Below are 21407 nucleotides of genomic sequence, written 5' to 3' on the forward strand. Positions count from 1 at the left end.
GCGGCCGCTTTATACGGCGCGGCGCGACCTGAGGATAGTTTGCAGGAGGGAGCAAAATCCCGTATATGCTGCCGAGTGTGACCAGAAATCCTCTGGTGAGATCCATTCCTAAACCGCCAAACGTCACGCGCGCCAGGGCGGGCGCCGCGCGACCCCAAGGAGCCGGTGTCCCCGATGTCGCTGCAACCCAACAAGATTCTCGGCGCCGTGCTGGCGGTCGCCGTCGTCGCTTTCGCCATCGATTTCGTGTCCGACCAGATTTTTGCCAAGCAGGACCTCAAGACACCCGGCTATGTCGTCGACATGAACGCCGCTCCGGCGGTTGCCGCGACAGAGGCTCCCGCACCCGCTGCGGTCGCGCCCGATCCCAACGCACCGGCCGCCGTTGCGACCCAGCAGGCCGCCGCGGCGCCGGCAGCCGCCGGCTCTGACGTGGCGCCCATCGCCGACCGTCTGAAGGCCGCCGACGTCGCCGCCGGCGAGAAGACGTCCAAGGTCTGCACGGCCTGCCATTCCTTCGCCGATTCGGGCGCCAACAAGGTTGGCCCCGGCCTTTGGGAAGTCGTGAACCGCAAGCCGGGCACGCATGAGGGCTTCAAGTACTCGCCAGCCATGGTGACCTTCGGCGAAACCCACACCTGGGATTACGCCACGCTCGACATCTATCTCACCAACCCCAAGACCGAGGTGCCCGGCAACAAGATGGCTTTCGCCGGCGTCAAGAAGCCGGAAGATCGCGCCAATCTGATCGCCTACCTTCGGTCGCTGTCGGCCAATCCGGCGCCGCTGCCGTAATCAGGCTCCAGACGGAAGCAGATCACGCGGGCGGCCTTCAGGCCGCCCGTCGTCTTTTGGCGAAGGTCGGCAACGGTAGGGCGATGGTGGCGAGCCCAAGAAGGATCAACCCCATGCCGGCGACGCGGAGCGGCGAAAAGGTCTCTCCCAGCACCAGCCAGGACGACAGCGTGCCGAACAGCGGCACCAGAAGCGAAAAGGGCGCCACCGTCGAGGCCGGGTGGTTCTTGAGAAGGAAGCCCCAGAGGCCGAAGCCGACCAGCGTGGCGAGCAGGGCGAGATAGAGCACCGAGCCGGCGCCCACCAGTCCCATTCCGGCGACGCCGGAGACGATGGCCGGCCATCCTTCGAAGACGAGCGATAACGCGAACAGCGGGATCGGCGGCACGAGGCTGAGCCAGACCATCATCGGGAACATGTCGACCTTGCCGGTGCCCCGCATCAGGACATTGCCGAGAGCCCAGCTCGCCGCCGAGGCAAGAGTCAGACCGAGACCGATCGCCGTGAAGTCGCCGCCCACCGTGGAGGCAATGGTCAGGAGTCCGAGCGCGGCGACACCGGCACCGGCAAGCTGGCGGGGCCTTGGCCGCTCCCCAAGGGCGAGCGCGGCGAACAGGATGGTCAGGAAGGCCTGGCTTTGCAGCGTCACCGAGGCGAGCCCCGGAGGCATGCCGAGCTTCATCGCCGGAAACAGGAAGGCGAACTGACCGACGAACAGCGTCATGCCCACTGCGATCATCCGCATCGGCGGCACATTCGGCCGCGCGAGAAAGACGACCGGCAGGGCGGCGACGACAAACCGCAGCGCCGCGAGCAGGAGCGGCGGCACGGAGCCGAGCCCGAGACGGATCACGACGAAGTTGAAGCCCCAGATCGCCGTGACGAGGACGGCGAGGGCGATATGGCGGACAGGCATGGGCGAACGGCTCCGGGAGGAGCGCAAAGCCTAGCGGTGCGACGGCCCGGACGCAAACGGGGAAATCTCAGGTTCTCGCCACGGCGAGACGACCATCGACATAATCGCGCAGAATGCCGAGGGCCTCGCCGGGGGAGCGATGCAACGTCGGCAATGCGGCGTGCAGCCAGAGACCGTCGATCATCGCCGCGATGCCACGCGCGAGAGCCGGGGCGCCATCGCCGACAAGCGGCCGAAGATCGTGCCGGAGGTTGGCCTCGAGCCGCTTCAGGTAGATGGCGAGCAGACGTGCAGCCGCCTTGTCGTGAATGGACTGCATGTAGAAGGCGAGCCAGGCCGAAATGACGGCGGGGGAGAACTGCTCGGGCGCGAAACTCGCCGCCAGGATGGCATCGACGCGGGAACGCGGATCGCCCGCTTCTGCGAGGCGGCGGCGGGCGGCGAATGCGAACTCGCCGAGAAGGTGGCGCATGGTGGCCGACAGCAGTTCGTCCTTGGAACCGAAATAGTGATGCGCCAGCGCAGGCGACACACCTGCCCTCTTGGCGATGTCCCCCATGGTCACGCCATTGAGACCCCGCTCATGAATGGCTTCCACGGCCGCGACCACCAACTCCAGTCGGCGGATGGGCTGCATGCCGAGCTTGGGCATTCCGCTCTCCATTGCTGCTGGACACAGCATATTTTTAATTGACTGCTCAATCAATAAAAAACTCACAGCGTAATTCCACCCGTCTTGCGATGGCGAGGCGCGAACGAGGTCCGACAAATACGCTACGACCGGCCGATTTCCGCGGAATCCGTGAAGTACTCCACTGCAATCGGTCAAAAAAGCATTGGCATTCACTGGAAAATGCGTATTCACTTCGCTCCGCATGGTCATAAAACTTTCATGGCCCGAGGGAGGTTATGCCTCCGGACGGCTTGAGGAGCTCTACAGCCGATGAAATCCGCCTTTGCCGCCCTGCCGATCGCCCTTGCTCTCGCCGGTCCCGCGCTTGCCGCCGACGGCGACGCCTGCACGACCGTGCGCTTTGCGGATGTCGGCTGGACCGATATCACGGCCACCACGGGTGCCGCCTCCGCTGTGCTCGAAGGGCTTGGCTACCAGCCGGAGGTACAGCTTCTCGCATTGCCGGTCACGTTCGCATCGCTTGCCAACGGCGACATCGACGTCTTCCTCGGCAACTGGATGCCGACCATGGAGGCCGACCTCAAGCCCTACCTCGACAAGGGAACGATCGAGGTGACCGGCATCAACCTCGAGGGGGCCAAGTACACGCTCGCCGTGCCGAAATACACCTTCGACGCCGGTCTCAAGTCCTTCGGCGATATTGCCAAGTTCAAGACCGAACTCGACGGCAAGATCTACGGCATCGAGCCGGGCAACGACGGCAACCGCCTCATCCTCGGCATGATCAACGACGGCAAGTTCGATCTCACCGGGTTTGAACTGGTGGAGAGTTCCGAGCAGGGCATGCTTGCCGAAGTGAGTCGGGCGGTGAAGGACAACAAGCCGATCGTCTTCCTCGGCTGGGAGCCGCACCCGATGAACGCCCGTTTCGAGATGGCCTATCTCGAAGGCGGCGACGACGTCTTCGGCCCGAACTTCGGTGGCGCCACCATCTACACCAACACGCGCAAGAACCTGTCGGTCGATTGCCCGAACCTCGGCAAGTTCGTCAACAATCTGAAGTTCACGTTGCCCTTCGAGAACGAGATCATGGGCGACATTCTCGACAACGGCGCTGACGCCAAGGATGCCGCCAAGGCCTGGCTGAAGGCGCATCCCGACACGCTCGGTCCCTGGCTCGACGGCGTCATGACGCGCGACGGCAAGGATGGCCTCGCCGCCGTGAAGGCGTCACTCGGGCTGTAAAACTGACGCGGTAATAGGAAGCTGAGGCGATCATGGACTTCCTGACGGCCTACAAGATCCCGGTCGGCCCCTGGGCCAAGACGCTGGTGGACTGGCTGACGGCCAATGGCGGCGGCTTCTTCGACGCCATTTCCGCCGTGCTCGGCGGAGCCGTGGGCTGGATCGTCCTGGCATTGCAGGCGCCGCCGCCACCGGTGACGGTTGCCTTGATCGCCACGCTGGCCTTCATCCTCAAGCGGTCGATCCCGCTCGCGGTGTTCGTGGCAGCGGCGCTCCTCTTCATCGTCAACCAGGGGTTCTGGAAGGAAACGACTCAGACGCTGGCGCTGGTCGTGGCGTCATCGGCGGTCTGCATGGGGCTGGGCGTGCCGATCGGCATCCTGGCGGCGCGGAGAGCCTGGGCCATGGCGGCGTTGCGTCCGGTGCTCGACCTGATGCAGACCATCCCCACCTTCGTCTATCTCATCCCGGCATTGGTTCTGTTCGGTCTCGGCATGGTGCCGGGTCTGATCGCCACGGTGATCTTTGCCCTGCCCGCGTCGATCCGCCTTACGGCCCTCGGCGTGTCCTCGACGCCAAAGCCGTTGGTCGAGGCGGCCGACAGCTTCGGCGCGACGCCGTTGCAGCGGCTCGTCAAGGTGGAGCTGCCTTATGCCATGCCGCAAATTCTGGCCGGCCTCACCCAGACCATCATGCTGTCGCTATCGATGGTGGTCATCGCCGCCATGGTCGGCGCCAACGGTCTCGGCGTACCGGTGGTGAGGGCGCTCAATACCGTCAACATCGGCATGGGCTTTACCGCCGGGCTCGCCATCGTGCTGATCGCCATCATGCTCGACCGCATGTGCCGGATTCGCGGCTGAGGAGTTGTTCGTGTCATCCTCCCGCGTTCGCGACGCGTTGCGCTTCGAGCGCGTCGACATCGTCTTCGGCAAGAAGCCGGAGCCCGCTTTCCCTCTGATCGATGCCGGCCTCAGTCCATCGGAAATCACCGCCGAGACCGGCCTCACCGTCGGCGCCATGCAGGCATCCTTTTCGGTGCGCGAGGGCGAATGCCTGGTGCTGATGGGGCTTTCCGGCTCGGGCAAGTCGACGCTGATCCGTGCCGTCAACGGCCTCAACCGGGTCAGCCGGGGGCACCTTTTCGTGCGTGACGGCGAAGGCGAAGTCGATGTCGCCCGTTGCGATGCCGTGGCGCTGCGCCGCATCCGCCGCCGACGCGTCGCCATGGTTTTCCAGCAGTTCGGTCTCTTGCCCTGGCGGACGGTGGCCGACAACGTGGCGCTCGGGCTCGAACTCGCGGGCGTGCCCAAGGCGGACATCGCCGCGCGCGTCGCGACGGAGCTGGCGCGCGTTCACCTGGCCGACTGGGCCGACCGCCGGGTGCAGGAGCTGTCCGGCGGCATGCAGCAGCGGGTGGGTCTTGCCCGCGCATTCGCCACCGAGGCGCCGATCCTGCTGATGGACGAGCCCTTCTCGGCCCTCGACCCGCTGATCCGCGACAAGCTGCAGGATGAGCTGATCGATTTCCGCGCCGAGCTGAAGCGCACCATCCTGTTCGTCAGCCACGACCTCGACGAGGCCATGAAGCTCGGCGATCGCATCGCCATCATGGCCGGCGGGCGCGTCGTGCAGGTGGGTACGGCGCAGGAGATCATGCTGGCCCCGGCGACGCCCTATGTCGCCGAGTTCGTCGCCCACATGAACCCGCTCAACGTGTTGCGCGCCGCCGACGTCATGGCACCGGCCGGCGATCTCATTCGCGAGGAGGGCAGCGCGGTGGTCGCCCCGACGACGCCGATCCGCGAAGTGATGGCCGCTTCCGTCGCCACCGGCAAGCCGGTGCTCGTCGAAGACGCCGGCGAAATCGTCGGCGCCATCACCTCGGAAGCAATCCTCAAGGCCATCCTCAGGAAGTAGCCGATCAGGCCGTCTTCGCCGACCCGACGAGGCCGAGATAGTCCCAGATCACCGTGGCGGCTGCGAGCGACGTGATCTCCGACACGTCGTAGGCGGGGGCGACTTCCACGACATCCATGCCGACGAAGTCGATGCCGGCAAGGCTGCGAAGAATGGCCTGGCTCTGCCATGGCAGAATGCCCGCGAACTCCGGCGTACCGGTGCCGGGAGCGAAGGCCGGATCGAGGCAGTCGACATCGTAGCTGAAATAGGTCGCTCCCGATCCCACGACCTTCCGGACCCGTTCGGCGACGGCGGCCGGCCCCAGCGCGTGAACGTCCTGGGCCGAGAGGATGGTGACGCCCTTCCCGACCGTCCAGTCCCAGACTTCCCGCTGTACGGGCGAGCGAATGCCGATCTGGATCATTCGCCTGGGATCGACGAGTCCTTCCTCGATGGCGTGGTAGAAGGGCGAGCCGTGACCATAAACTTGGCCGAAGTTGTCCGGCCAGGTGTCGACATGGGCGTCGAAATGGACAAGGCCGAGCGGCGCACCGACCTTGCGACGCAGGGCGCGCAGGAGCGGCAGCGTGATGCCGTGTTCGCCCCCGACGGCAAGAAGATGATCGAGCCCCTCGGCCTGTTCTTCGATCAGCCGATAGCTTGCGGCGAGATCACCGAGGGCGATCGTGAAGTCGCCGATGTCGGCAATATCGAGACGCGTCGGGTCGATCCAGAAATGCGGATGGTCACCATCGGTCAGCATGCGGCTCGCCGCGCGCACGGCGGCCGGCCCCGAGCGGGCGCCGGTACGGTTGGTGACGCCGATGTCGAGCGGGATGCCGGCCAGAGCAAAAGCGGCGCTGCGATCGGAGCGAGGGAGCCCCATGAAACTTGAGGCAACAGCGAAGGTCGGGGTACCGGACATGGACGCTCCTGCGTGCGCGCTCCGGCAGCCGTCAGGTCTCGGCGGCGACCGGCAGATGAATCGCCGCAGTCAAACCGCCGCCGGGCCGATTGGCAAGCGTCAATTCGCCGCCGTGGGCCCGGACGATCGAGCGCGCCGTGGCAAGGCCGAGGCCCACGCCGCCGGTTTCGAGATTGCGGGACGTCTCCAACCGGGTGAACGGGGCAAAGACCTCCTCCAGCTTGTCCTCGGGGATGCCGGGGCCATCGTCGTCAACGACGATGACGACGGCGGTGGCGGTGCGCTCCAGCCGGACGCGGGCGCGGAGCCCGTAGCGGATGGCGTTCTCGACAAGATTGCGCAAGGCGCGCCGCAGCGACACCTGCCGGACCGACAGATAGAGATGCTCCGGCCCCTCCACGGTGACGTCATGACCAAGGTCCGAGAAGTCGGCCGATACCGCCTCGATCAGCGCCACGAGATCGGTATTGCGCGACGCCTCGCCCGCCGCGTCGTCGCGGGCGAAGGCCAGCGTCGCCTCGGCCATGCGCGCCATCTCGTCGATGGTGGCAATCATCCGCTCGCGCGTCTCGTCATCGTCGATGAACTCCGCCCGAAGGCGCAGCGACGTCAGAGGCGTTCGGAGGTCATGGCTGATTGCCGCCACCATGCGGGTACGGTCGGCGACGAAACGGCTGACGCGCGCCTGCATGGCGTTGAAGGCCCGCGTGGCGCGGACGATCTCCTCCGGACCGCGTTCGGGCAGGTCGGGCACATTCTCGCCGCGCCCGAGCCGGTCGGACGCCTGGGCCAGCTCCCGGAGCGGCTTGGTGATCCGCCGCACCGACAGCGCCATGACCAGGGATATGGCGATCACCGTCAGGAAGGTCGACATCACCACCGGCCATGCCCAGAGCTGGGGGCGCGGCAGCAGCGTTTCCGAGTTGAGCCAGGCGCCGTCGGCAAGCCGCACCGACAGCGCAAGCGTCGGCGGCCAGTGCTTCATCCGCTGCCGGCCACCCGGTCCCTGTCCGTTGCCCCGCGGTACGGGGCGCGGTTCGACACCGGCCCGGTCGTTGTCGGCAAACTCGGCGCGGACCTGTCGCCCCGGCCCGAAGATTTCGTCGAGCTTGGCGCGCGTCTCGTTGTCGGGCCAGACGGTGACGTCTCCCTTGACCAGCGGCTCGGGAGTGACCGAGTAGGTAAAGCGGCTGGTGCTGAGCGCCCCCAGAATGCGATCGCGCTGGCCGACGGGCGTTTCCTCGATCAGGTTGGCCAGCGTGGCAATGCGGCCGAGCACCTGCTCGCGGGCCGCCGCGTCGATCGCCGATCGCCGGCTTTCGGCGAAGAACACCAGCGTGACCACCTGGGCGATCAGGACGGCGGCGATCAGCAATACCGAAAGCTGGCCGGCAAGGCTGCGCGGGAACAGACGCAATCTCACTCGGACAACTCCTCGACGTCGGCGGCAAAGATGTAACCGCCTCCCCACACGGTCTTGATCAGTTCGGGATTCTTGGGGTCGACCTCGATCTTCTTGCGCAGCCGACTGACCTGATTGTCGATGGAACGATCGAAGATTTGCGGCGTGCGTCCGGAGGTGAGATCCATCAGCTGATCGCGGTTGAGGACCATGTTGGGACGCTTCAGGAAAGCGGTGAGCAGTTGGAACTCGGCCGTGGACAGCGGCAGTGCCACGCCGTCGCCACCGACCAGTTCCCGGCGGCGCGCATCGAGCACGAAGCGGTCGAACTTCAACCGCCGGGACTCCAGTGGATCCCGGGGCTTGGGCACGGCCTGCGTTCGTCTCAGCACCGCGCGGATGCGGGCGAGCAGTTCGCGCGGATTGAACGGCTTGGTGACGTAGTCGTCGGCGCCGATTTCCAGGCCGACGACCCGGTCGGTATCCTCGGCCATGGCGGTGAGCAGGATCACCGGCGTATCCGAGCTCTCGCGCAGGAAGCGGCACAGGCTGAGGCCGTCCTCGCCAGGCATCATGATGTCGAGCACCACGAGATCGACCGCCGCCGCCTTCAGCGCCTTTCGCGCCGCTGCCGCGCTCTCTGCCGTCGTGACTCGAAATCCGTTCTTCAGCAGGTAGCGGCCGATAAGGTCTCGGATCTCGCGATGATCGTCGACCACCAGAATGTGGGGTTGAGGTTCGGTCATGTCGGGTACTCGGACGTTCTGTGTCCCAAGGATAGCGATCCGCCGGAAGGATACCAAAGGAAATGGTATCAAGATGTATCACTCGCCTGCGAGGTTACGCCTCAATACAACAGGGGCATTTCCCGGCGAATTTGAGCGACAATTGCTCCCTATGTTGCCACTGCCGCCAACGGGAACCCCCTTTTCAAGCCGTAGGCGGTACGGACAGACAAGGAGAAGCTCCCGTGAAAGCGCTCACACTCGCCACGATTTCCACTCTTTCGGTCATTGCCATCGGCACCGTCGCCTTCGCCGCCGGCCCCGGCATGGGACCGATGGGATACGGCCCGTCAGGCGGACCGATGAAAGTCTTCACCGCGGCCGACACCAACAAGGATGGCAAGGTCGACGCCGCCGAGCTGACTGCCTATCGCGACAAGATGTTCGCGGAGGCCAACAGCGACGGCAAGGACGGCATTACCATTCAGGAGTTCGAGCCCTGGTTCTGGAAGCAACATCGGGAAATGATGGTGCGCGCCTTCCAGCGGCTCGACGCCGACGGTGACGGTCAGATCACCAAGGCCGAGGCCGATGCGGCCGCCGAGCAGATGCTGAACCGCTTCGACCGCAACAAGGACGGTGTCCTCTCGGCCGAAGACCGGCCGAACCGCGATGGCTGGGGCCGTGATGGCAAGCACGGCCGCCATCATGGTCCGGGCATGATGAAGAACTGGATGGGCCAGGGCCCCGGCCCGGCGCAGGACGCGCCCGCCGACGAGACGCCCGATCCCGCCAACTGATCCTGAACCCCGCAAGACCATCGCCGCCCTCCCTCCGGAGGGCGGCTTTGCTTTATTGCGCGCGATCGATGATCAGCAGATCGTCCTTTTTGAAGAAAACCGTCGCCGCCGATCCGACCTTCGGCAACTCGAGTGCCGGATCGTTGAAGATGTCGAGCGACACCCTGGCCTCGCGAAGCCGGACGCGGACGCGTATCACCGCGCCAAGGAAGGACACCTCCTCGACGGTTCCGGCAAGGGCATTGCGATCGCTCTCGCCGTCGCCGCCGAGCGACAGTGCCTCGGGCCTCAGCGCCACGGTCGCCTCGTCGGCGATGCCAAAGGCGGAAATGTCGCGCGCCGTCACCACCGGCTGGCCGTCGATCGACACACGCCCGGTCGCCGGATCGACAACACGCGCCTCGAACAGATTGAGCGTGCCGACGAAACTCGCCACGAAACGCGTCGTCGGGTTGTTGTATATTTCCGAAGGCGTCCCGACCTGATCGGCCCGACCTTCGTTCATCACCACGATGCGGTCGGAGATGGACAGCGCCTCTTCCTGGTCGTGCGTGACGAACACGGTGGTGATGCCCAGTTCGCGCTGGAGAGCCCGAATCTCCTCGCGCAGGGATACGCGGATCTTGGCGTCGAGCGCTGACAAGGGCTCGTCGAGCAGCAACACCTGCGGTTTGATCGCCAGCGCGCGAGCGAGCGCCACGCGCTGCTGCTGGCCGCCGGATAGCTGGTAGGGGTAGCGATCGCCGAGGTCCGGCAACTTGATGAGTTCCAGCATCTCGGCAACGCGCGCGTCGATCTCGCCCTTGTCCTTGCCGGCAATCTTCAGCCCGAAGCCGATGTTGCCGGCCACCGTCAGGTTGGGAAACAGCGCGTAGGCCTGAAACACCATGCCGACATTGCGTTTGGCCGGCGGCAGGTTCGTCATCTCCAGCCCGCCGACATGGATCGATCCCGACGTGACGGTCTCGAAGCCGGCGATCATTCTGAGAATCGTGGTCTTGCCGCAGCCCGACGGGCCGAGGAAGGAGATAAACTCGCCCTTCTCGATGGAAAGGCTGAAGTCGTGGACCACGGTGTTCGGACCGAAGGACTTCCTGAGGTGGCTGATTTCGATGAAGGACATCGGGCGTTCCGTGGAGTGCGGCGGTTGGGGCGCCGGGTCAGGGGCGGGCAGCAACGGCGTTGCGGGAGATGACCTGGATGATCCCCATGCAGGCCCAGGTGATCATGAAGGCCATGACGGCCAGCGCCGCCGGCTCGTAGGCACGATTGGCGCCGATGAGCTGGAGGTAGGGACCGAAGGCCGGCCGGTTGAGCAGGCTGGCGAAGGTGAATTCGCCGATGACGATGGCAAAGGTCAGGAAGGCGCCCGACAGCATGGCCGACCGGATGTTGGGCAGGATGATGCGCCAGATGATGGTGCCCGACGATGCGCCGAGGCTCTCGGCCGCTTCGGTCAGCGTTCTGACGTCGATGGACCGGAGGCCCGTCTCGATGGAGCGGTACATGTAGGGCAGCGCCAGCGTCACGTAGCCGCAGGTCAGGAGAAAGTTGGTGCCGAGCGAGGAGTTGGTGAGCGGCAGGACGCTCGACGAGTTGTAGAGGCGCAGATAGCCGAAGACGATGACGATGGCCGGCACCACCAGCGGCAGCAGCGTCACGAACTCGACGAACGGCCTGAGCTTCCTGAGCCGCAGCTCGACGAAATAGGCCATCGGCACGATGATGGCCATGCCGAAGACAATGGTGACCACGGCAAGGCCGACCGAGAAGGTGAAGGACGACTGGAACTGCGGGTCGGCCAGCACCACCCTGTAGGCCTCGAAGCTGTAGACGCCCCTGAGCTTCCTCAACGAAAACTCGAAGGTGGCCGCGAGCGGGACCAGGAAATACAGCGTGCCGATCAGGATGGCGAGCCAGTGGCCGAGGCGGTCGCTCTTCATTTGAGCCACCTTTCACTGCGCACGCGCAGCAGGATGTAGCAGAGATTGGAAAGACCGGTGATGACGATCATGCCGAAGGCGATGGCATAGCCGAGGTTCTGGTCATGCAGCACGTCGCCGCGGATCTGCGCGTAGAGCAGGATGGTGACGATGTTGAGCGACGAGCCGGTCAGCGCATAGGCGGTGGCTATGGCGCCGAAGGCGTTGGCGAACAGAAGCAGCGTCGCACCGAGAAAGCTCGGCAGCAGAACCGGCCCGGCGATATGACGCCAATACTGCCAGTTGGACGCGCCGAGGATGGTGGCCGCCTCGCGCCATTCCTTCCGCAGCCCCTCGATGGCCGGGGTGACGATCAGCACCATCAGCGGGATCTGGAAATAGAGGTAGGTGAGCGTCAGCCCCCAGAAGGACAGGAGGTTGAAGCCCTGGGCGTAGATGTTGAGACCGAACACCGACGACAGGAACAACGTGACCAGACCCTGCCGGCCGAGCGTCGCCAGAAAGGCGAAGGCCAGCGGTACGCCGGCGAACTGCGATGCGACGCCGGAGAAGGTCATGATGGTTGGGCGGATCCAGCGCGGCAGGCCACCCGACACCGCCGCATAGGCGATGAAGGCACCGATCGCCGCGCCGATCACCGCCGAGGCGACCGACACCTTGATGGAGATCCAGTAGGACGACAGGATGGTCGGCGTCCACAGCTTGCCCAAGTTGGCGAAGGTGAAACTGCCTTCATTGTCCTGAAACGCGCCGACCACGAGAAACAGGGTCGGCAGGACCAGGAACAGCACGGCGAAGACCATGAAAGGCGTTACGCCGACGACGGCCCATGGAACGCGTGGGCGGGGGGAACTGGCAGACGAAGCACTGAAAGCCATGCTTTTTGCTATCCGGATCGGCGATCGCGGAAAACCGCCCTCCGACCATGGCCGGAGGGCGGTACCGGGAAGGGAGGCGGGCGGCCATGTGGCCGCTCCGGGCCTTACTTGACGTCGGCGCCGACGACGCTGTCCCAATTCTTGGTGATGGTTTCCTTATAGGCCGCCTGCTCGTCGAGCGTCGGGAAGATGGCGTTGGCATAGGCCTCGGCCGGCGGCAGCTTGTCGAGCAGCTCCTGCGGCACCTTGCCGTTCTTGGCGAGGTCGTTGAAGCGGATCGGATGGCAATAGCCCTTCAGCCAGCCGAGCTGACCTTCATCCGAGTAGAGATACTCCATCCACAGCTTGGCGGCATTCGGATGCGGCGCATAGGCCGAGATCGCCTGAACGTAGACACCGGCCAGCACGCCGGTCTTCGGCACAACGACGTCGATCGGCGGGTTGCCGGCGAGCGTGTCGCGCCAGGACAGAAGGTTGTAGTCCCAGGCGGCGACGATCGGCGTCGTGCCCTGCGCGAGGGAGGCCGACTTGCCGATCACCGGCACGAAGTTGCCCTTGGCGACGACATCCTTGAAGAGACCGAGGCCGGCCTCGCCAGCCTTGGCGACATCGCCACCGGCGGCCGACAGGCCTGCCGCGAAGACGGCCGAGATGGCCTGCGAGGAAGCGCGCGGATCGCCGGCCAGAGCCACGGCGTTGGCGAACTCCGGCTTCAGGAGGTCGGCCCAATCGGCCGGGCTGTCCTTGATGAGGTCCTTGTTGATGCCGAAGGACATCACGCCGTAGTAGTCGCCGTACCAGTAGCCCTCGGCGTCCTTGGCGCTGTCGGGGATGCTGTCCCAGGTCGCCACCTTGTAGGGCTGCAGAAGTCCCTCGGCCTTGGCGGACGGACCGAAGCTGAGACCGACGTCGATCACGTCAGGCGCCTGATCGCCGGTGTTGCCCTTGTTGGCCTTGATCGCCTCGATCTCGTCGCCGGAGCCGGCGTCGGGATTGAGCTCGTTGACCTCGAGACCATACTTGGCCTTGAAGCCCTCGATAACGGCACCGTAGCCGCACCAGTCGTGCGGCAGGGCGATGGTGGTCAGCTTGCCTTCGGCCTTCGCGGCAGCGACGAGTTCATCCAGCGACGCCGCGAACACGGGCGTGGAAACGCACAGAACGGCCTGCGCGGCGATGGTCGACGCGAGAAACAGTTTGAAAGACATGATGGTTCCCCTGTTGGCCGGACACTCCGGCACCCGGATTTCCCACTCTTCGGCAACGCCCCATACCCGCCTCCGCAAGGAAGCGGGCGAGGTTTGCGCGTTCTAGAAGGCGCTCCGATCCGGGATGCCGCGAGCGGTCTCAGAAAGGTTCGCCGTCTCCGCGTTCTTCGTTACCTGAGTTATATGACAGTTTGTTGTGCGTGCCGTCAATTCGCCCAGTCCATTCGGGACGTTGCGTTTTTCGCCGCCTAAGGGCTTTCGCCTTTGCGCTCAGTAGCCTTTGTCGCGATCGACAAGATGACGGAGGGGCCGCCCCGCCTCGTAAGCGGCGATCTCGCCGATTACATAGCGGCTGAGCGCCACCGGATCGCTCTCGGCGGCGACATGAGGCGTCATGAAAAGATTGGGCGCCTGCCAGAGCGGACTCTCGGCCGGCAATGGTTCGGTGGCGAAGACATCGAGGCTTGCGCCTTTCACGCGGCCGTCCAGCAGCGCTTCGACCAGGTCGGCCTCGACCAGTGACCGGCCGCGGCCGGCATTCAGAATGACCGGACCGCCGAGAGGGCCATCCTTGGCCAGCGCATCGATGACGGCGCCGTCGATCAGGTTCTCGGTCTCCGCCGTCAGCGGCAACAAGGACACGAGAATGTCCGTGCGAGCGAGGAAGGGCGCAAGTCCTTCCTCGCCATGGAAGCAATCGACACCTTCCATGCGCTTCTCGGTTCGGCTCCAGGCGGCGACCTGAAAGCCGAGCGCCAGGAGCGCCCGTGCGGCGTCCCGCCCGAGCTCGCCCAGCCCCATGATGCCGACGCGAACGGCACTGGCCGCCCACTGGCGGAGCGGCTTCCAACCGCCGGCCGCCTGTGCCGCCGCGTAATGGGCATGACGGCGGTGATGCAGGAGCACGTTGAGCACGACCCATTCGGTCATCCGCCCGGTCAGATCGGGGTCGACGATGCGAACGACCGGAAGGTTGGGGAGATCCGGATCGGTGGTGAGATGGTCGACGCCGGCCCCCAGCGAGAAGATCGCCTCGAGCTTGGGGAATGTTTTGAGATAGCCGGGCTCCGGCTTCCAGACGAGAGCGTAACGGACGCTGGCTGGGTTGAAATCGTCGCCCGGCAGCACCACCGCGCGATCGGGCGCAGCCTCCCGCAGGGCTTGGATCCAATGATCGGGCTTCCAGCCCCGAACGGCGACGAGAATGGTCATGGCGATTCCCGGATGGAGAAGATGCTCCACCTTGCCCGGCTTGAGAGCGGAAACGCAAGCCATGCCCATCCGCCGCCGACTGCATTGGCTTGCGCCGTTTCGCGTGAACGGCCCACAGTTCCCAGGACATGCCCGGATGGTCGCTATTGACGGCAATAGCTGCCATGCGTATCTGACTTTTCATGTCAACACGCCCCCTCGTTATCCTTCCCGCCCCGCAGCTTCGACTGACTTCGGCGCCCATCGCCCGCGTCGACGATGGCGTTCGCAAGCTTGCCGAAGACATGCTCGAAACCATGTACGCGGCGCCCGGCATCGGCCTTGCCGCCGTGCAGGTGGGCGAGATGAACCGCCTCATCACCATCGACGTCTCGCACGACGAGGACGCCAAGGAGCCGCGCGTCTTCATCAATCCGGAAATTCTCTGGAAATCCGAGGAGTTGTCGGTCTACGAGGAAGGTTGCCTGTCGATCCCCGACTACTATGAGGAAGTCGAGCGACCGGCCAAGATTCGCGTCCGTTACACCAACCTCGCCGGAGAGCCGGAGGAGGTGGAAGCTGACGGGCTGCTTGCCACCTGTCTGCAGCACGAGATCGACCATCTCGACGGCGTCTTGTTCATCGACCACATCTCCAAGCTGAAGCGCGACCGCGTCACCAAGAAGTTCGCCAAGGCGGCCAAGGAAAAGACGAGGATCTAGTTTTCCTGCGTCTTAAGGCCGCTTTCGGCTTTCTTCGCCTCAATCGCCGGCGGGCCTCCGGCCCTTGGCTTTCGCGCTCCGTGCGGGCGCCGCTTGGCGCCGGAAGCCGCTTTCGGCTTTGTTCGCCTCAATCGTTGGCGGCCTCCGGCCCTTGGCTTTCGCGCTCCGCGCGGGCGCCGCTTGGCGCCGGAACCCGCTTTCGGCTTTGTTCGCCTCAATCGCCGGCGGGCCTCCCGCCCTTGGCTTTCGCGCTCCGCGCGGGCGCCGCTTGGCGCCGGAAGCCGCTTTCGCGGCTTCACGCGGTTCCGATGCTTGACGCCGCCATCCGCATGGTATGAAACGCCGGGCAGAACAACTGCCGCAGGATCGCCATGCCGCTCAAGATCGTCTTCATGGGAACGCCCGATTTCTCGGTGCCGGTGCTCGACGCCGTCGTCGGGGCGGGACATGAGGTCATCGCCGCCTATACGCGTGCGCCGAAGCCGGCCGGACGCGGCATGGACCTTCGTCGCTCGCCGGTCCACGTCCGCGCCGATGCGCTGGGCATTCCGGTTCTGACGCCAAAGACACTGAGGACGGAGGAGGCGCAGGCGACCTTCGCCGCCCATGGCGCCGATGTCGCCGTTGTCGTCGCCTACGGCCTCATCCTGCCGAAGCCCGTGCTCGACGCCCCTCGCCTCCACTGTCTCAACCTGCATGCCTCGCTGCTGCCGCGTTGGCGCGGGGCTGCGCCGATCAACCGTGCCGTCATGGCCGGCGACGCGGAATCCGGCGTCATGGTGATGAAGATGGAGGAAGGGCTCGACACCGGCCCGGTGGCGCTGACCGCCCGCGTCGTCATCGGACCGAACATGACCGCCGGCGAGTTGCACGACGCACTGTCGCCGACGGGCGCCGCCTTGATGGCCGAGGCCCTCGGCAAAATCGAGGATGGATCGATATCCTTCGTTTCCCAAGGCGAGGACGGTGTCACCTACGCCGCGAAGATCACCAACGAGGAGACCCGCGTCGACTGGCACCTGACGGGCACTGTGGTGCATGATCACGTGCGCGGCCTTTCGCCCTTCCCCGGCGCCTGGTTCATGGCTGATCTCGGCAAGGGCGAGGAGCGGGTCAAGCTCCTCCGGGCCGAGCGGGCCGAGGGCTCCGGGTTACCCGGCTCCCTGCTGTCGGTCGAAGGGATGGTCGCCTGCGGCGAAGGCGCGGTGCGCCTCCTCACCGTGCAGCGGGCCGGTTCGAAGGCGATGTCCTTCGCCGACTTCGCACGCGGTGCCCGCCTGGGCACCGGCTTCCAGTTCGGCTGACCGATATGCCCCGTTACCGGATGCTCATCGAATATGACGGCACCGCTTTTTCCGGCTGGCAATCGCAGGCCGAAGGAACCGGCGTACAGGACTACCTGCAACGGGCGATCCAGGGGTTCACCGGCGAGAGGATCGTCCTCAAGGGCGCCGGCCGTACCGATGCCGGCGTTCACGCACTCGGCCAAGTCTGCCACTTCGACATCGGCAAGACGTTGCGCACCGATACCATCCGCGACGCCGGCAACGTTCACCTGAGGCCGCACGCCATCACCATCGTGTCAGCCGAAGAGGTGCCGGAGAGCTTCGACGCTCGTTTTTCGGCGGTGAGGCGTCACTATCGGTATCGTGTCTTCGCACGGCGGGCACCGCCGACGCTGGAGCGTCACCTCGTCTGGCACGTCCACGCGTCACTCGACGTCGAGCGCATGGCGGATGCCGCCAAGGTGCTGCTCGGTCGGCACGACTTCACCACCTTCCGCTCCTCGGACTGCCAGTCGAAGAGCCCGGTCAAGACGCTCGATCAGCTCGATGTGGTCGCGGTGGACGGCGAGATTCACTTCCTGGTCTCGGCGCGCTCATTCCTGCACAATCAGGTGCGGTCGATGGTCGGAGGGCTCCGGAAGGTCGGCGACGGTCGCTGGACGGCGGCCGATCTCAAGGCGTCGCTGGACGCCACCGATCGCAGCGCGTGCGCGCCGGTGGCTCCGCCCGAGGGGCTTTGCCTGATGCAGGTCGACTATTGAGAAAAGGGCGGGAAGTTTCCTCCCCGCCCCATCGAACTCAACCGCCCGCCCGGATCACTTCGGCCAGACGAACGTGGTCGGCAGATGCTGGTAAAGCCAGGTCTCGGTCAGCGTCTTGTCGCCGGCGCGAAGGTAGAGGCGCATGTCCACCGGGTTGGGGCCGTCGCCCTTGAAGTCGAACACGGCCCGCCAACGCGTGGTACCCACCACCGGCAGCGTGTAGACGCCCGAGATGGAGCCGGACGACGCGGAGACCACAGCCTCGACGCCCGACGACTGGTCATAGGTGCTGAGGTCGCCACCGTCGAAATCGATCACATATTTGACGACACCGGCGGGGCGGGTCTGACCGGGCACGCCGCCGAAGCCGAGACGCGTCGAGTAGACGCGGCCGACCGGCGCCGGGTTCGGCTCGTCGACGCCCCAGGTCAGGCGATAGTCGAAGGCGATCTCACTGCCCTTGATGGCCGGCGCCGCCGGCAGCCAGTAGGCAACGATGTTGTCGTGGATCTCGTCGTCGGTGGCAATCTCGACGAGTTGCACCGCGCCGTCGCCCCACTCGCCCTTCGGCTCGACCCATACCGTCGACCGCTTCTCGTAGAAGACGCCGTCGTCCTGATAGTCTTCGAAAGAGCGGTCGCGCTGACAGAGGCCGAAGCCCTTGACGTTCTTGTCGACGAATGTCGACGTCATCACGTTGATCGGGTTGTTGAGCGGCCGCCAGACTCGTTCGCCGGCACCGTTCCAGATCGATAGGCCATCCGAGTCGTGGATCTCCGGCCGCCAGTCGGGCGCCCGCTGACGATTGGTCTCGTCGTACCAGAACATGGAGGTCAGCGCCGCCACGCCGAAGCGGGCGATATCCTCGCGCGGGTAGAAGCGTACGGCCATGTCCATGACGACCGTGCGGTTCTCGTCGCGGCTGACATCCCAGCGAACGGCGCCCGAAACGCGCGGCCCCTCGAGGTCGGCATAGATGGCGAACTGGCCGTCCTTGGAGGCGCCGAAGTAGAAGTTGGTGAAGCGCGGGAACTCCTCGGGCGTCGGCATGGCGACGTCGATGGCCAGCGCGCGGGCGGACAGGCCGTACTGGTCGAGCGCACCCGACGAGCGGAAATAGGCGGCCCCGAGGAAGGCCAGCCAATCGCGCTGGCCGGTATCGTCCATGACGCGGAAGCCGGCGAACCCGATGTCGCCCGGCAGGCTGGCGGCCGGATTGCCCTCGGGAATGTCGAAATAGTCCGGCGAGTAGAGGACTTCCTGCGTCTTGTCGCCATCGACGAGATAGATGCCGACCGGCAGCTTGAAGTAACGGCCGAGGTGGAAGAAGCGAAGCGGCGCCTTGCCGCCGGCCGCCTGGACGGTGTGATCGTCCTTGAACTTGATCTGCCAATGCCTGTCGTAGTCGATGGCTTCCAGCGCCTCGAAGGCGCGCGGCACCTCCGGCACGTAGGCGGCGGCGGCCCGCTCCTTGGCGGCGGTCATCAACTTGCTGAAGGAAAAGGGCTTCGGCTTGCCGAGCCTGGTCGACGCCTCAACGGCGAGAGCCTCGGTTGCGGAAAGGCTCGGGACGAGCCCGAGAGCGGCCAGCATGGCCAGAAGGTCACGGCGGGTAAGCTCGGACGACATGAGAGGGACACACTCCGACGAAGAGTCGGCGCCAGCCATGCCGATCGTTATCGGAGCGCGGCGCGACGGGCGCATACATAGACCGATCAAGGCTCGACGAACAGTAGTGGAACACTGCATAACTGGTAGAATGATTGATGATTCCCGACCATCCGAGCGTTTGTTCGAGCGGCTCACCGGCACGGTCGAGCGCGTTACCTTCCACAACGAGGAAAACGGCTTCTCGGTGTTGAGGATACGCGTGCGCGGCCGAAAGGACCCTGTGGCGGTCGTCGGCCACGTTCCCACCGTGGCCGCAGGTGAAAAGATCGACGCCGAGGGCCAGTGGATGACCGACAAGGTCCACGGCCTGCAGTTCCGCGCCGACCGCATCGAGACGCACGAGCCCACCGGCAAGGATGCGGTGGTGCGCTTTCTTGGGTCGGGCCTCATTTCCGGCATCGGGCCGGCGATGGCCGAGCGCATCGTGCAGGTGTTCGGGGCCAAGGCGCTCGACGTCATCGAAAACGAGCCGATGCGGCTCGTCACCGTGCCAGGCCTCGGCAAGCAGACCGCCGCCCGCATCGCCGAAAGCTACCGGGAGCGCAAGGCGGTCAAGGACGTGATGATCGCCTTCCAGGACAAAGGTATCGCCACGGCGCGCGCCGTGGCCATCTGGAAGGTCCTGGGACCGGAAGCGGTAAAGCTGGTCGAGGAAGACCCCTATCGCCTCGCCCGCGAGGTGCGCGGCATCGGCTTTGCCGGCGCCGACGAGATCGCCGAGAAATTCGGCATCGACCGCGCCGCGCCGGAGCGCATCCGGGCCGGAATCGCCCATGCCATCGAGGGCGCGGCGGACGACGGCCATACGGCCGTGCCGCGCGCCGACGTGCTGGAGCGTGCCGAACGGCTGCTCGGTGTCGATGCCGACGCCGTGTCGGCCGAGGTGGAAGGAGCTATCGCTCAGGGCGATGTCGAGACCTTCGACATCGACGGCACCGCGTTTCTGGCCGTTCGCCGCCTCGCCCGCTTCGAACGCTCCGTCGCCAGCCGCCTCAAGGCTCTCTCCGAAGGGCGCCCACCTTGGGGCAAGATCGACGTCGACACGGCCGTCGAGCGGTTCGAAACGCGAAAGGGCATGCAGCTCAGCCCATCGCAACGCGAAGCGCTGGCGCTGGTCGCCGGTGCGAAGGTCTCGGTGATCACCGGCGGCCCCGGCGTCGGCAAGACAACGCTGCTCGAAGCCCTGCTTGCCACCATCGCCACCTCGAAGCTCACGGTGGCGCTCGCCGCTCCGACCGGCCGCGCCGCCCGCCGCATGGCCGAACAGGCTGGCCGCGAGGCGAAGACCATCCACCGCCTTCTGGAAATCGACCCAACGACCGGCGGCTTCAAGCGCTCGGCGTCCGAACCGCTGGAAGCCGACGTGGTGGTGATCGACGAAACGTCGATGGTCGACGTGCCGCTGATGGCCGCGCTGGTCGAGGCCGTGCCGCTCAACGCGGCGCTGATCCTGATCGGCGACGTCGATCAGTTGCCGTCCGTCGGACCGGGCCAGGTGCTCGCCGACATCATCGGCGCCGGCCTGGTGCCCGTGGCCCGTCTGACCGAGATCTTCCGCCAGGCCGAAGAGAGCCGGATCATCGTCAACGCCCACCGAATCAATCGGGGCGAATGGCCGGAGCCGCCGCCCTCCGGCGAACTTGCCGACTTCTACGTCATCGAGGCGCGCGGGGCCGACGATGCGCTGGCCAAGATCCTGGAGGTGGTCGGCAACCGCATCCCTCGCCGCTTCGGTCTCGATGCCATGCGCGACGTGCAGGTGATCACGCCGATGCAGAAGGGCATCTGCGGCGCCCGCAACCTCAACGACCGTCTTGCCGAACTTCTGAACGGCGCGCCGCTCGACCGCATCGAACGATTCGGCCAAACCTACGCCACCGGCGACAAGGTGATGCAGATCGAGAACGACTACGATCGCGACGTGTTCAACGGCGACCTCGGCATTCTGAAGCGCATCCGCCAGAAAGAAGACGAAGTCGTCGTCTCCTTCGACGGGCGCGACGTGAAATACGGCCTCGAGGACCTTGAGGCGCTGACTCGCGCCTATGCCATCACCATTCACAAAAGCCAGGGCTCGGAATACCCGGCGGTGGTGATCCCGCTCCTGCGCGACCACGCGATCATGCTGGCCCGCAATCTCCTCTACACGGCGGCGACGCGCGGCCGGCAACTGGTCGTGCTGGTGGCTGAACCGCGAGCGCTGGAGATGGCGCTCTCGGGGGACAGGATCCGCCGGCGGTTTACCCGTCTGAAGTCCATGCTGACCGGCTGACCCAGCTCCAAGACGAAGGATTTCTGCTCGGAAAGGTCCGTTTCGCTCTGCATCGTTGCACGCCGCGCGCGGCCGCGGGCCATTTCAACCAGTTGCTTTGATTGGTCGGAAAGCCATTTGCCCTCGCCTTG

The 21407-nt window shown here is 65.5% G+C and carries 20 protein-coding genes; 9 read left to right on the forward strand and 11 right to left on the reverse strand.

Going from position 1 to position 21407, the window contains the following annotated elements:
- The first annotated feature begins 174 nt into the window (after window positions 1–174).
- Window positions 175–795 carry a c-type cytochrome gene (locus tag QQZ18_RS14200; RefSeq protein WP_284541571.1) on the forward strand — a complete coding sequence of 207 codons (621 nt, stop codon included), beginning with the start codon at window positions 175–177 and terminating at the stop codon, window positions 793–795.
- A 37-nt stretch (window positions 796–832) separates the two neighbouring features.
- On the opposite strand, the gene QQZ18_RS14205 is transcribed toward QQZ18_RS14200, so the two are convergent.
- Together QQZ18_RS14205 and betI are read right to left on the reverse strand one after the other, a co-directional pair.
- Entirely contained in the window at window positions 833–1711 is an 879-nt protein-coding gene (locus tag QQZ18_RS14205) for an EamA family transporter (RefSeq protein ID WP_284541572.1), read from the reverse strand.
- A 67-nt stretch (window positions 1712–1778) separates the two neighbouring features.
- Window positions 1779–2363 carry a transcriptional regulator BetI gene (gene betI, locus QQZ18_RS14210; protein ID WP_284541573.1) on the reverse strand — a complete coding sequence of 195 codons (585 nt, stop codon included), beginning with the start codon at window positions 2361–2363 and terminating at the stop codon, window positions 1779–1781.
- A gap of 291 nt (window positions 2364–2654) precedes the next feature.
- On the opposite strand from betI, the gene QQZ18_RS14215 reads away from it, so the two are divergent.
- From QQZ18_RS14215 to QQZ18_RS14225, 3 genes are read left to right on the forward strand one after another with little or no spacing between them, the layout of a single operon-like run.
- A complete protein-coding gene (locus QQZ18_RS14215) occupies window positions 2655–3590 on the forward strand; it encodes a choline ABC transporter substrate-binding protein (RefSeq protein ID WP_284541574.1) in 936 nt (311 codons plus the stop codon).
- Window positions 3591–3622: 32 nt separating this feature from the next.
- Window positions 3623–4453, forward strand: coding sequence for a choline ABC transporter permease subunit (choW, locus tag QQZ18_RS14220; protein ID WP_284541575.1), 831 nt, complete (start codon window positions 3623–3625; stop codon window positions 4451–4453).
- 10 nt (window positions 4454–4463) lie between these two features.
- A complete protein-coding gene (locus QQZ18_RS14225) occupies window positions 4464–5510 on the forward strand; it encodes a quaternary amine ABC transporter ATP-binding protein (protein ID WP_284541576.1) in 1047 nt (348 codons plus the stop codon).
- Window positions 5511–5514: 4 nt separating this feature from the next.
- On the opposite strand, the gene speB is transcribed toward QQZ18_RS14225, so the two are convergent.
- Genes speB through QQZ18_RS14240 form a run of 3 tightly spaced genes read right to left on the reverse strand, consistent with a single transcriptional unit; the run spans window position 5515 to window position 8565 of the window.
- On the reverse strand, window positions 5515–6417 hold the full coding sequence (gene speB, locus QQZ18_RS14230) for an agmatinase (RefSeq protein ID WP_284541577.1): 903 nt from the start codon (window positions 6415–6417) through the stop codon (window positions 5515–5517).
- Between the two features lie 31 nt (window positions 6418–6448).
- Entirely contained in the window at window positions 6449–7840 is a 1392-nt protein-coding gene (locus QQZ18_RS14235; RefSeq protein ID WP_284541578.1) for an ATP-binding protein, read from the reverse strand.
- Window positions 7837–8565 (reverse strand): response regulator, encoded by a 729-nt coding sequence (locus tag QQZ18_RS14240; protein ID WP_284541579.1) that lies wholly within the window; start codon window positions 8563–8565, stop codon window positions 7837–7839. The genes QQZ18_RS14235 and QQZ18_RS14240 overlap by 4 nt, the downstream gene beginning before the upstream one ends.
- A 224-nt stretch (window positions 8566–8789) precedes the next feature.
- Between QQZ18_RS14240 and QQZ18_RS14245 the strand changes: the two genes are divergently transcribed.
- Window positions 8790–9344 carry an EF-hand domain-containing protein gene (locus QQZ18_RS14245; protein ID WP_284541580.1) on the forward strand — a complete coding sequence of 185 codons (555 nt, stop codon included), beginning with the start codon at window positions 8790–8792 and terminating at the stop codon, window positions 9342–9344.
- A gap of 52 nt (window positions 9345–9396) precedes the next feature.
- Here QQZ18_RS14245 and QQZ18_RS14250 read toward each other — a convergent pair whose 3' ends face one another.
- The 5 genes from QQZ18_RS14250 to QQZ18_RS14270 form a co-directional block, all read right to left on the reverse strand.
- Window positions 9397–10467 (reverse strand): ABC transporter ATP-binding protein, encoded by a 1071-nt coding sequence (locus QQZ18_RS14250; protein ID WP_284541581.1) that lies wholly within the window; start codon window positions 10465–10467, stop codon window positions 9397–9399.
- A gap of 37 nt (window positions 10468–10504) precedes the next feature.
- Complete coding sequence (locus QQZ18_RS14255; protein ID WP_284541582.1) at window positions 10505–11287, reverse strand: ABC transporter permease; 783 nt, start codon at window positions 11285–11287, stop codon at window positions 10505–10507.
- Window positions 11284–12165 carry an ABC transporter permease gene (locus QQZ18_RS14260; RefSeq protein WP_284541583.1) on the reverse strand — a complete coding sequence of 294 codons (882 nt, stop codon included), beginning with the start codon at window positions 12163–12165 and terminating at the stop codon, window positions 11284–11286. The genes QQZ18_RS14255 and QQZ18_RS14260 overlap by 4 nt, the downstream gene beginning before the upstream one ends.
- A gap of 104 nt (window positions 12166–12269) precedes the next feature.
- Window positions 12270–13373 carry an ABC transporter substrate-binding protein gene (locus QQZ18_RS14265; protein ID WP_284541584.1) on the reverse strand — a complete coding sequence of 368 codons (1104 nt, stop codon included), beginning with the start codon at window positions 13371–13373 and terminating at the stop codon, window positions 12270–12272.
- A 270-nt stretch (window positions 13374–13643) separates the two neighbouring features.
- A complete protein-coding gene (locus tag QQZ18_RS14270) occupies window positions 13644–14648 on the reverse strand; it encodes a 2-hydroxyacid dehydrogenase (protein ID WP_284541585.1) in 1005 nt (334 codons plus the stop codon).
- A gap of 119 nt (window positions 14649–14767) precedes the next feature.
- Between QQZ18_RS14270 and def the strand changes: the two genes are divergently transcribed.
- The 3 genes from def to truA all read left to right on the forward strand — a co-directional run bounded on the left by def (window position 14768) and on the right by truA (window position 17333).
- Window positions 14768–15286, forward strand: a complete 519-nt coding sequence (gene def / locus QQZ18_RS14275) for a peptide deformylase (protein ID WP_284541586.1) — start codon at window positions 14768–14770, stop codon at window positions 15284–15286.
- Between the two features lie 371 nt (window positions 15287–15657).
- Complete coding sequence (fmt, locus tag QQZ18_RS14280; protein ID WP_284541587.1) at window positions 15658–16590, forward strand: methionyl-tRNA formyltransferase; 933 nt, start codon at window positions 15658–15660, stop codon at window positions 16588–16590.
- A 5-nt stretch (window positions 16591–16595) separates the two neighbouring features.
- Window positions 16596–17333, forward strand: coding sequence for a tRNA pseudouridine(38-40) synthase TruA (gene truA, locus QQZ18_RS14285; RefSeq protein WP_284541588.1), 738 nt, complete (start codon window positions 16596–16598; stop codon window positions 17331–17333).
- Window positions 17334–17387: 54 nt separating this feature from the next.
- On the opposite strand, the gene QQZ18_RS14290 is transcribed toward truA, so the two are convergent.
- Window positions 17388–18962 carry a glucan biosynthesis protein gene (locus QQZ18_RS14290; RefSeq protein ID WP_284541589.1) on the reverse strand — a complete coding sequence of 525 codons (1575 nt, stop codon included), beginning with the start codon at window positions 18960–18962 and terminating at the stop codon, window positions 17388–17390.
- Window positions 18963–19092: 130 nt separating this feature from the next.
- Here QQZ18_RS14290 and recD2 point away from each other — a divergent pair, with 130 nt between their 5' ends.
- Window positions 19093–21276, forward strand: coding sequence for an SF1B family DNA helicase RecD2 (gene recD2, locus QQZ18_RS14295; protein ID WP_284541590.1), 2184 nt, complete (start codon window positions 19093–19095; stop codon window positions 21274–21276).
- Window positions 21277–21407 lie beyond the last annotated feature (131 nt).

This window comes from Pleomorphomonas sp. T1.2MG-36 (assembly GCF_950100655.1).
Classification (GTDB): Bacteria; Pseudomonadota; Alphaproteobacteria; order Rhizobiales; family Pleomorphomonadaceae; genus Pleomorphomonas.

Bases quoted from the DNA above. Each gene is read 5' to 3' on its own strand.
- QQZ18_RS14270 (WP_284541585.1), bottom strand. From the start codon at position 14,648: ATGGCTTGCGTTTCCGCTCTCAAGCCGGGCAAGGTGGAGCATCTTCTC.
- truA (WP_284541588.1), top strand. From the start codon at position 16,596: ATGCCCCGTTACCGGATGCTCATCGAATATGACGGCACCGCTTTTTCC.
- choW (WP_284541575.1), top strand. From the start codon at position 3,623: ATGGACTTCCTGACGGCCTACAAGATCCCGGTCGGCCCCTGGGCCAAG.
- QQZ18_RS14200 (WP_284541571.1), top strand. From the start codon at position 175: ATGTCGCTGCAACCCAACAAGATTCTCGGCGCCGTGCTGGCGGTCGCC.
- speB (WP_284541577.1), bottom strand. From the start codon at position 6,417: ATGTCCGGTACCCCGACCTTCGCTGTTGCCTCAAGTTTCATGGGGCTC.
- recD2 (WP_284541590.1), top strand. From the start codon at position 19,093: ATGATTGATGATTCCCGACCATCCGAGCGTTTGTTCGAGCGGCTCACC.
- QQZ18_RS14240 (WP_284541579.1), bottom strand. From the start codon at position 8,565: ATGACCGAACCTCAACCCCACATTCTGGTGGTCGACGATCATCGCGAG.
- fmt (WP_284541587.1), top strand. From the start codon at position 15,658: ATGCCGCTCAAGATCGTCTTCATGGGAACGCCCGATTTCTCGGTGCCG.
- QQZ18_RS14260 (WP_284541583.1), bottom strand. From the start codon at position 12,165: ATGGCTTTCAGTGCTTCGTCTGCCAGTTCCCCCCGCCCACGCGTTCCA.
- QQZ18_RS14215 (WP_284541574.1), top strand. From the start codon at position 2,655: ATGAAATCCGCCTTTGCCGCCCTGCCGATCGCCCTTGCTCTCGCCGGT.
- QQZ18_RS14205 (WP_284541572.1), bottom strand. From the start codon at position 1,711: ATGCCTGTCCGCCATATCGCCCTCGCCGTCCTCGTCACGGCGATCTGG.
- QQZ18_RS14250 (WP_284541581.1), bottom strand. From the start codon at position 10,467: ATGTCCTTCATCGAAATCAGCCACCTCAGGAAGTCCTTCGGTCCGAAC.
- QQZ18_RS14255 (WP_284541582.1), bottom strand. From the start codon at position 11,287: ATGAAGAGCGACCGCCTCGGCCACTGGCTCGCCATCCTGATCGGCACG.
- def (WP_284541586.1), top strand. From the start codon at position 14,768: ATGTCAACACGCCCCCTCGTTATCCTTCCCGCCCCGCAGCTTCGACTG.
- QQZ18_RS14265 (WP_284541584.1), bottom strand. From the start codon at position 13,373: ATGTCTTTCAAACTGTTTCTCGCGTCGACCATCGCCGCGCAGGCCGTT.
- betI (WP_284541573.1), bottom strand. From the start codon at position 2,363: ATGCCCAAGCTCGGCATGCAGCCCATCCGCCGACTGGAGTTGGTGGTC.
- QQZ18_RS14290 (WP_284541589.1), bottom strand. From the start codon at position 18,962: ATGTCGTCCGAGCTTACCCGCCGTGACCTTCTGGCCATGCTGGCCGCT.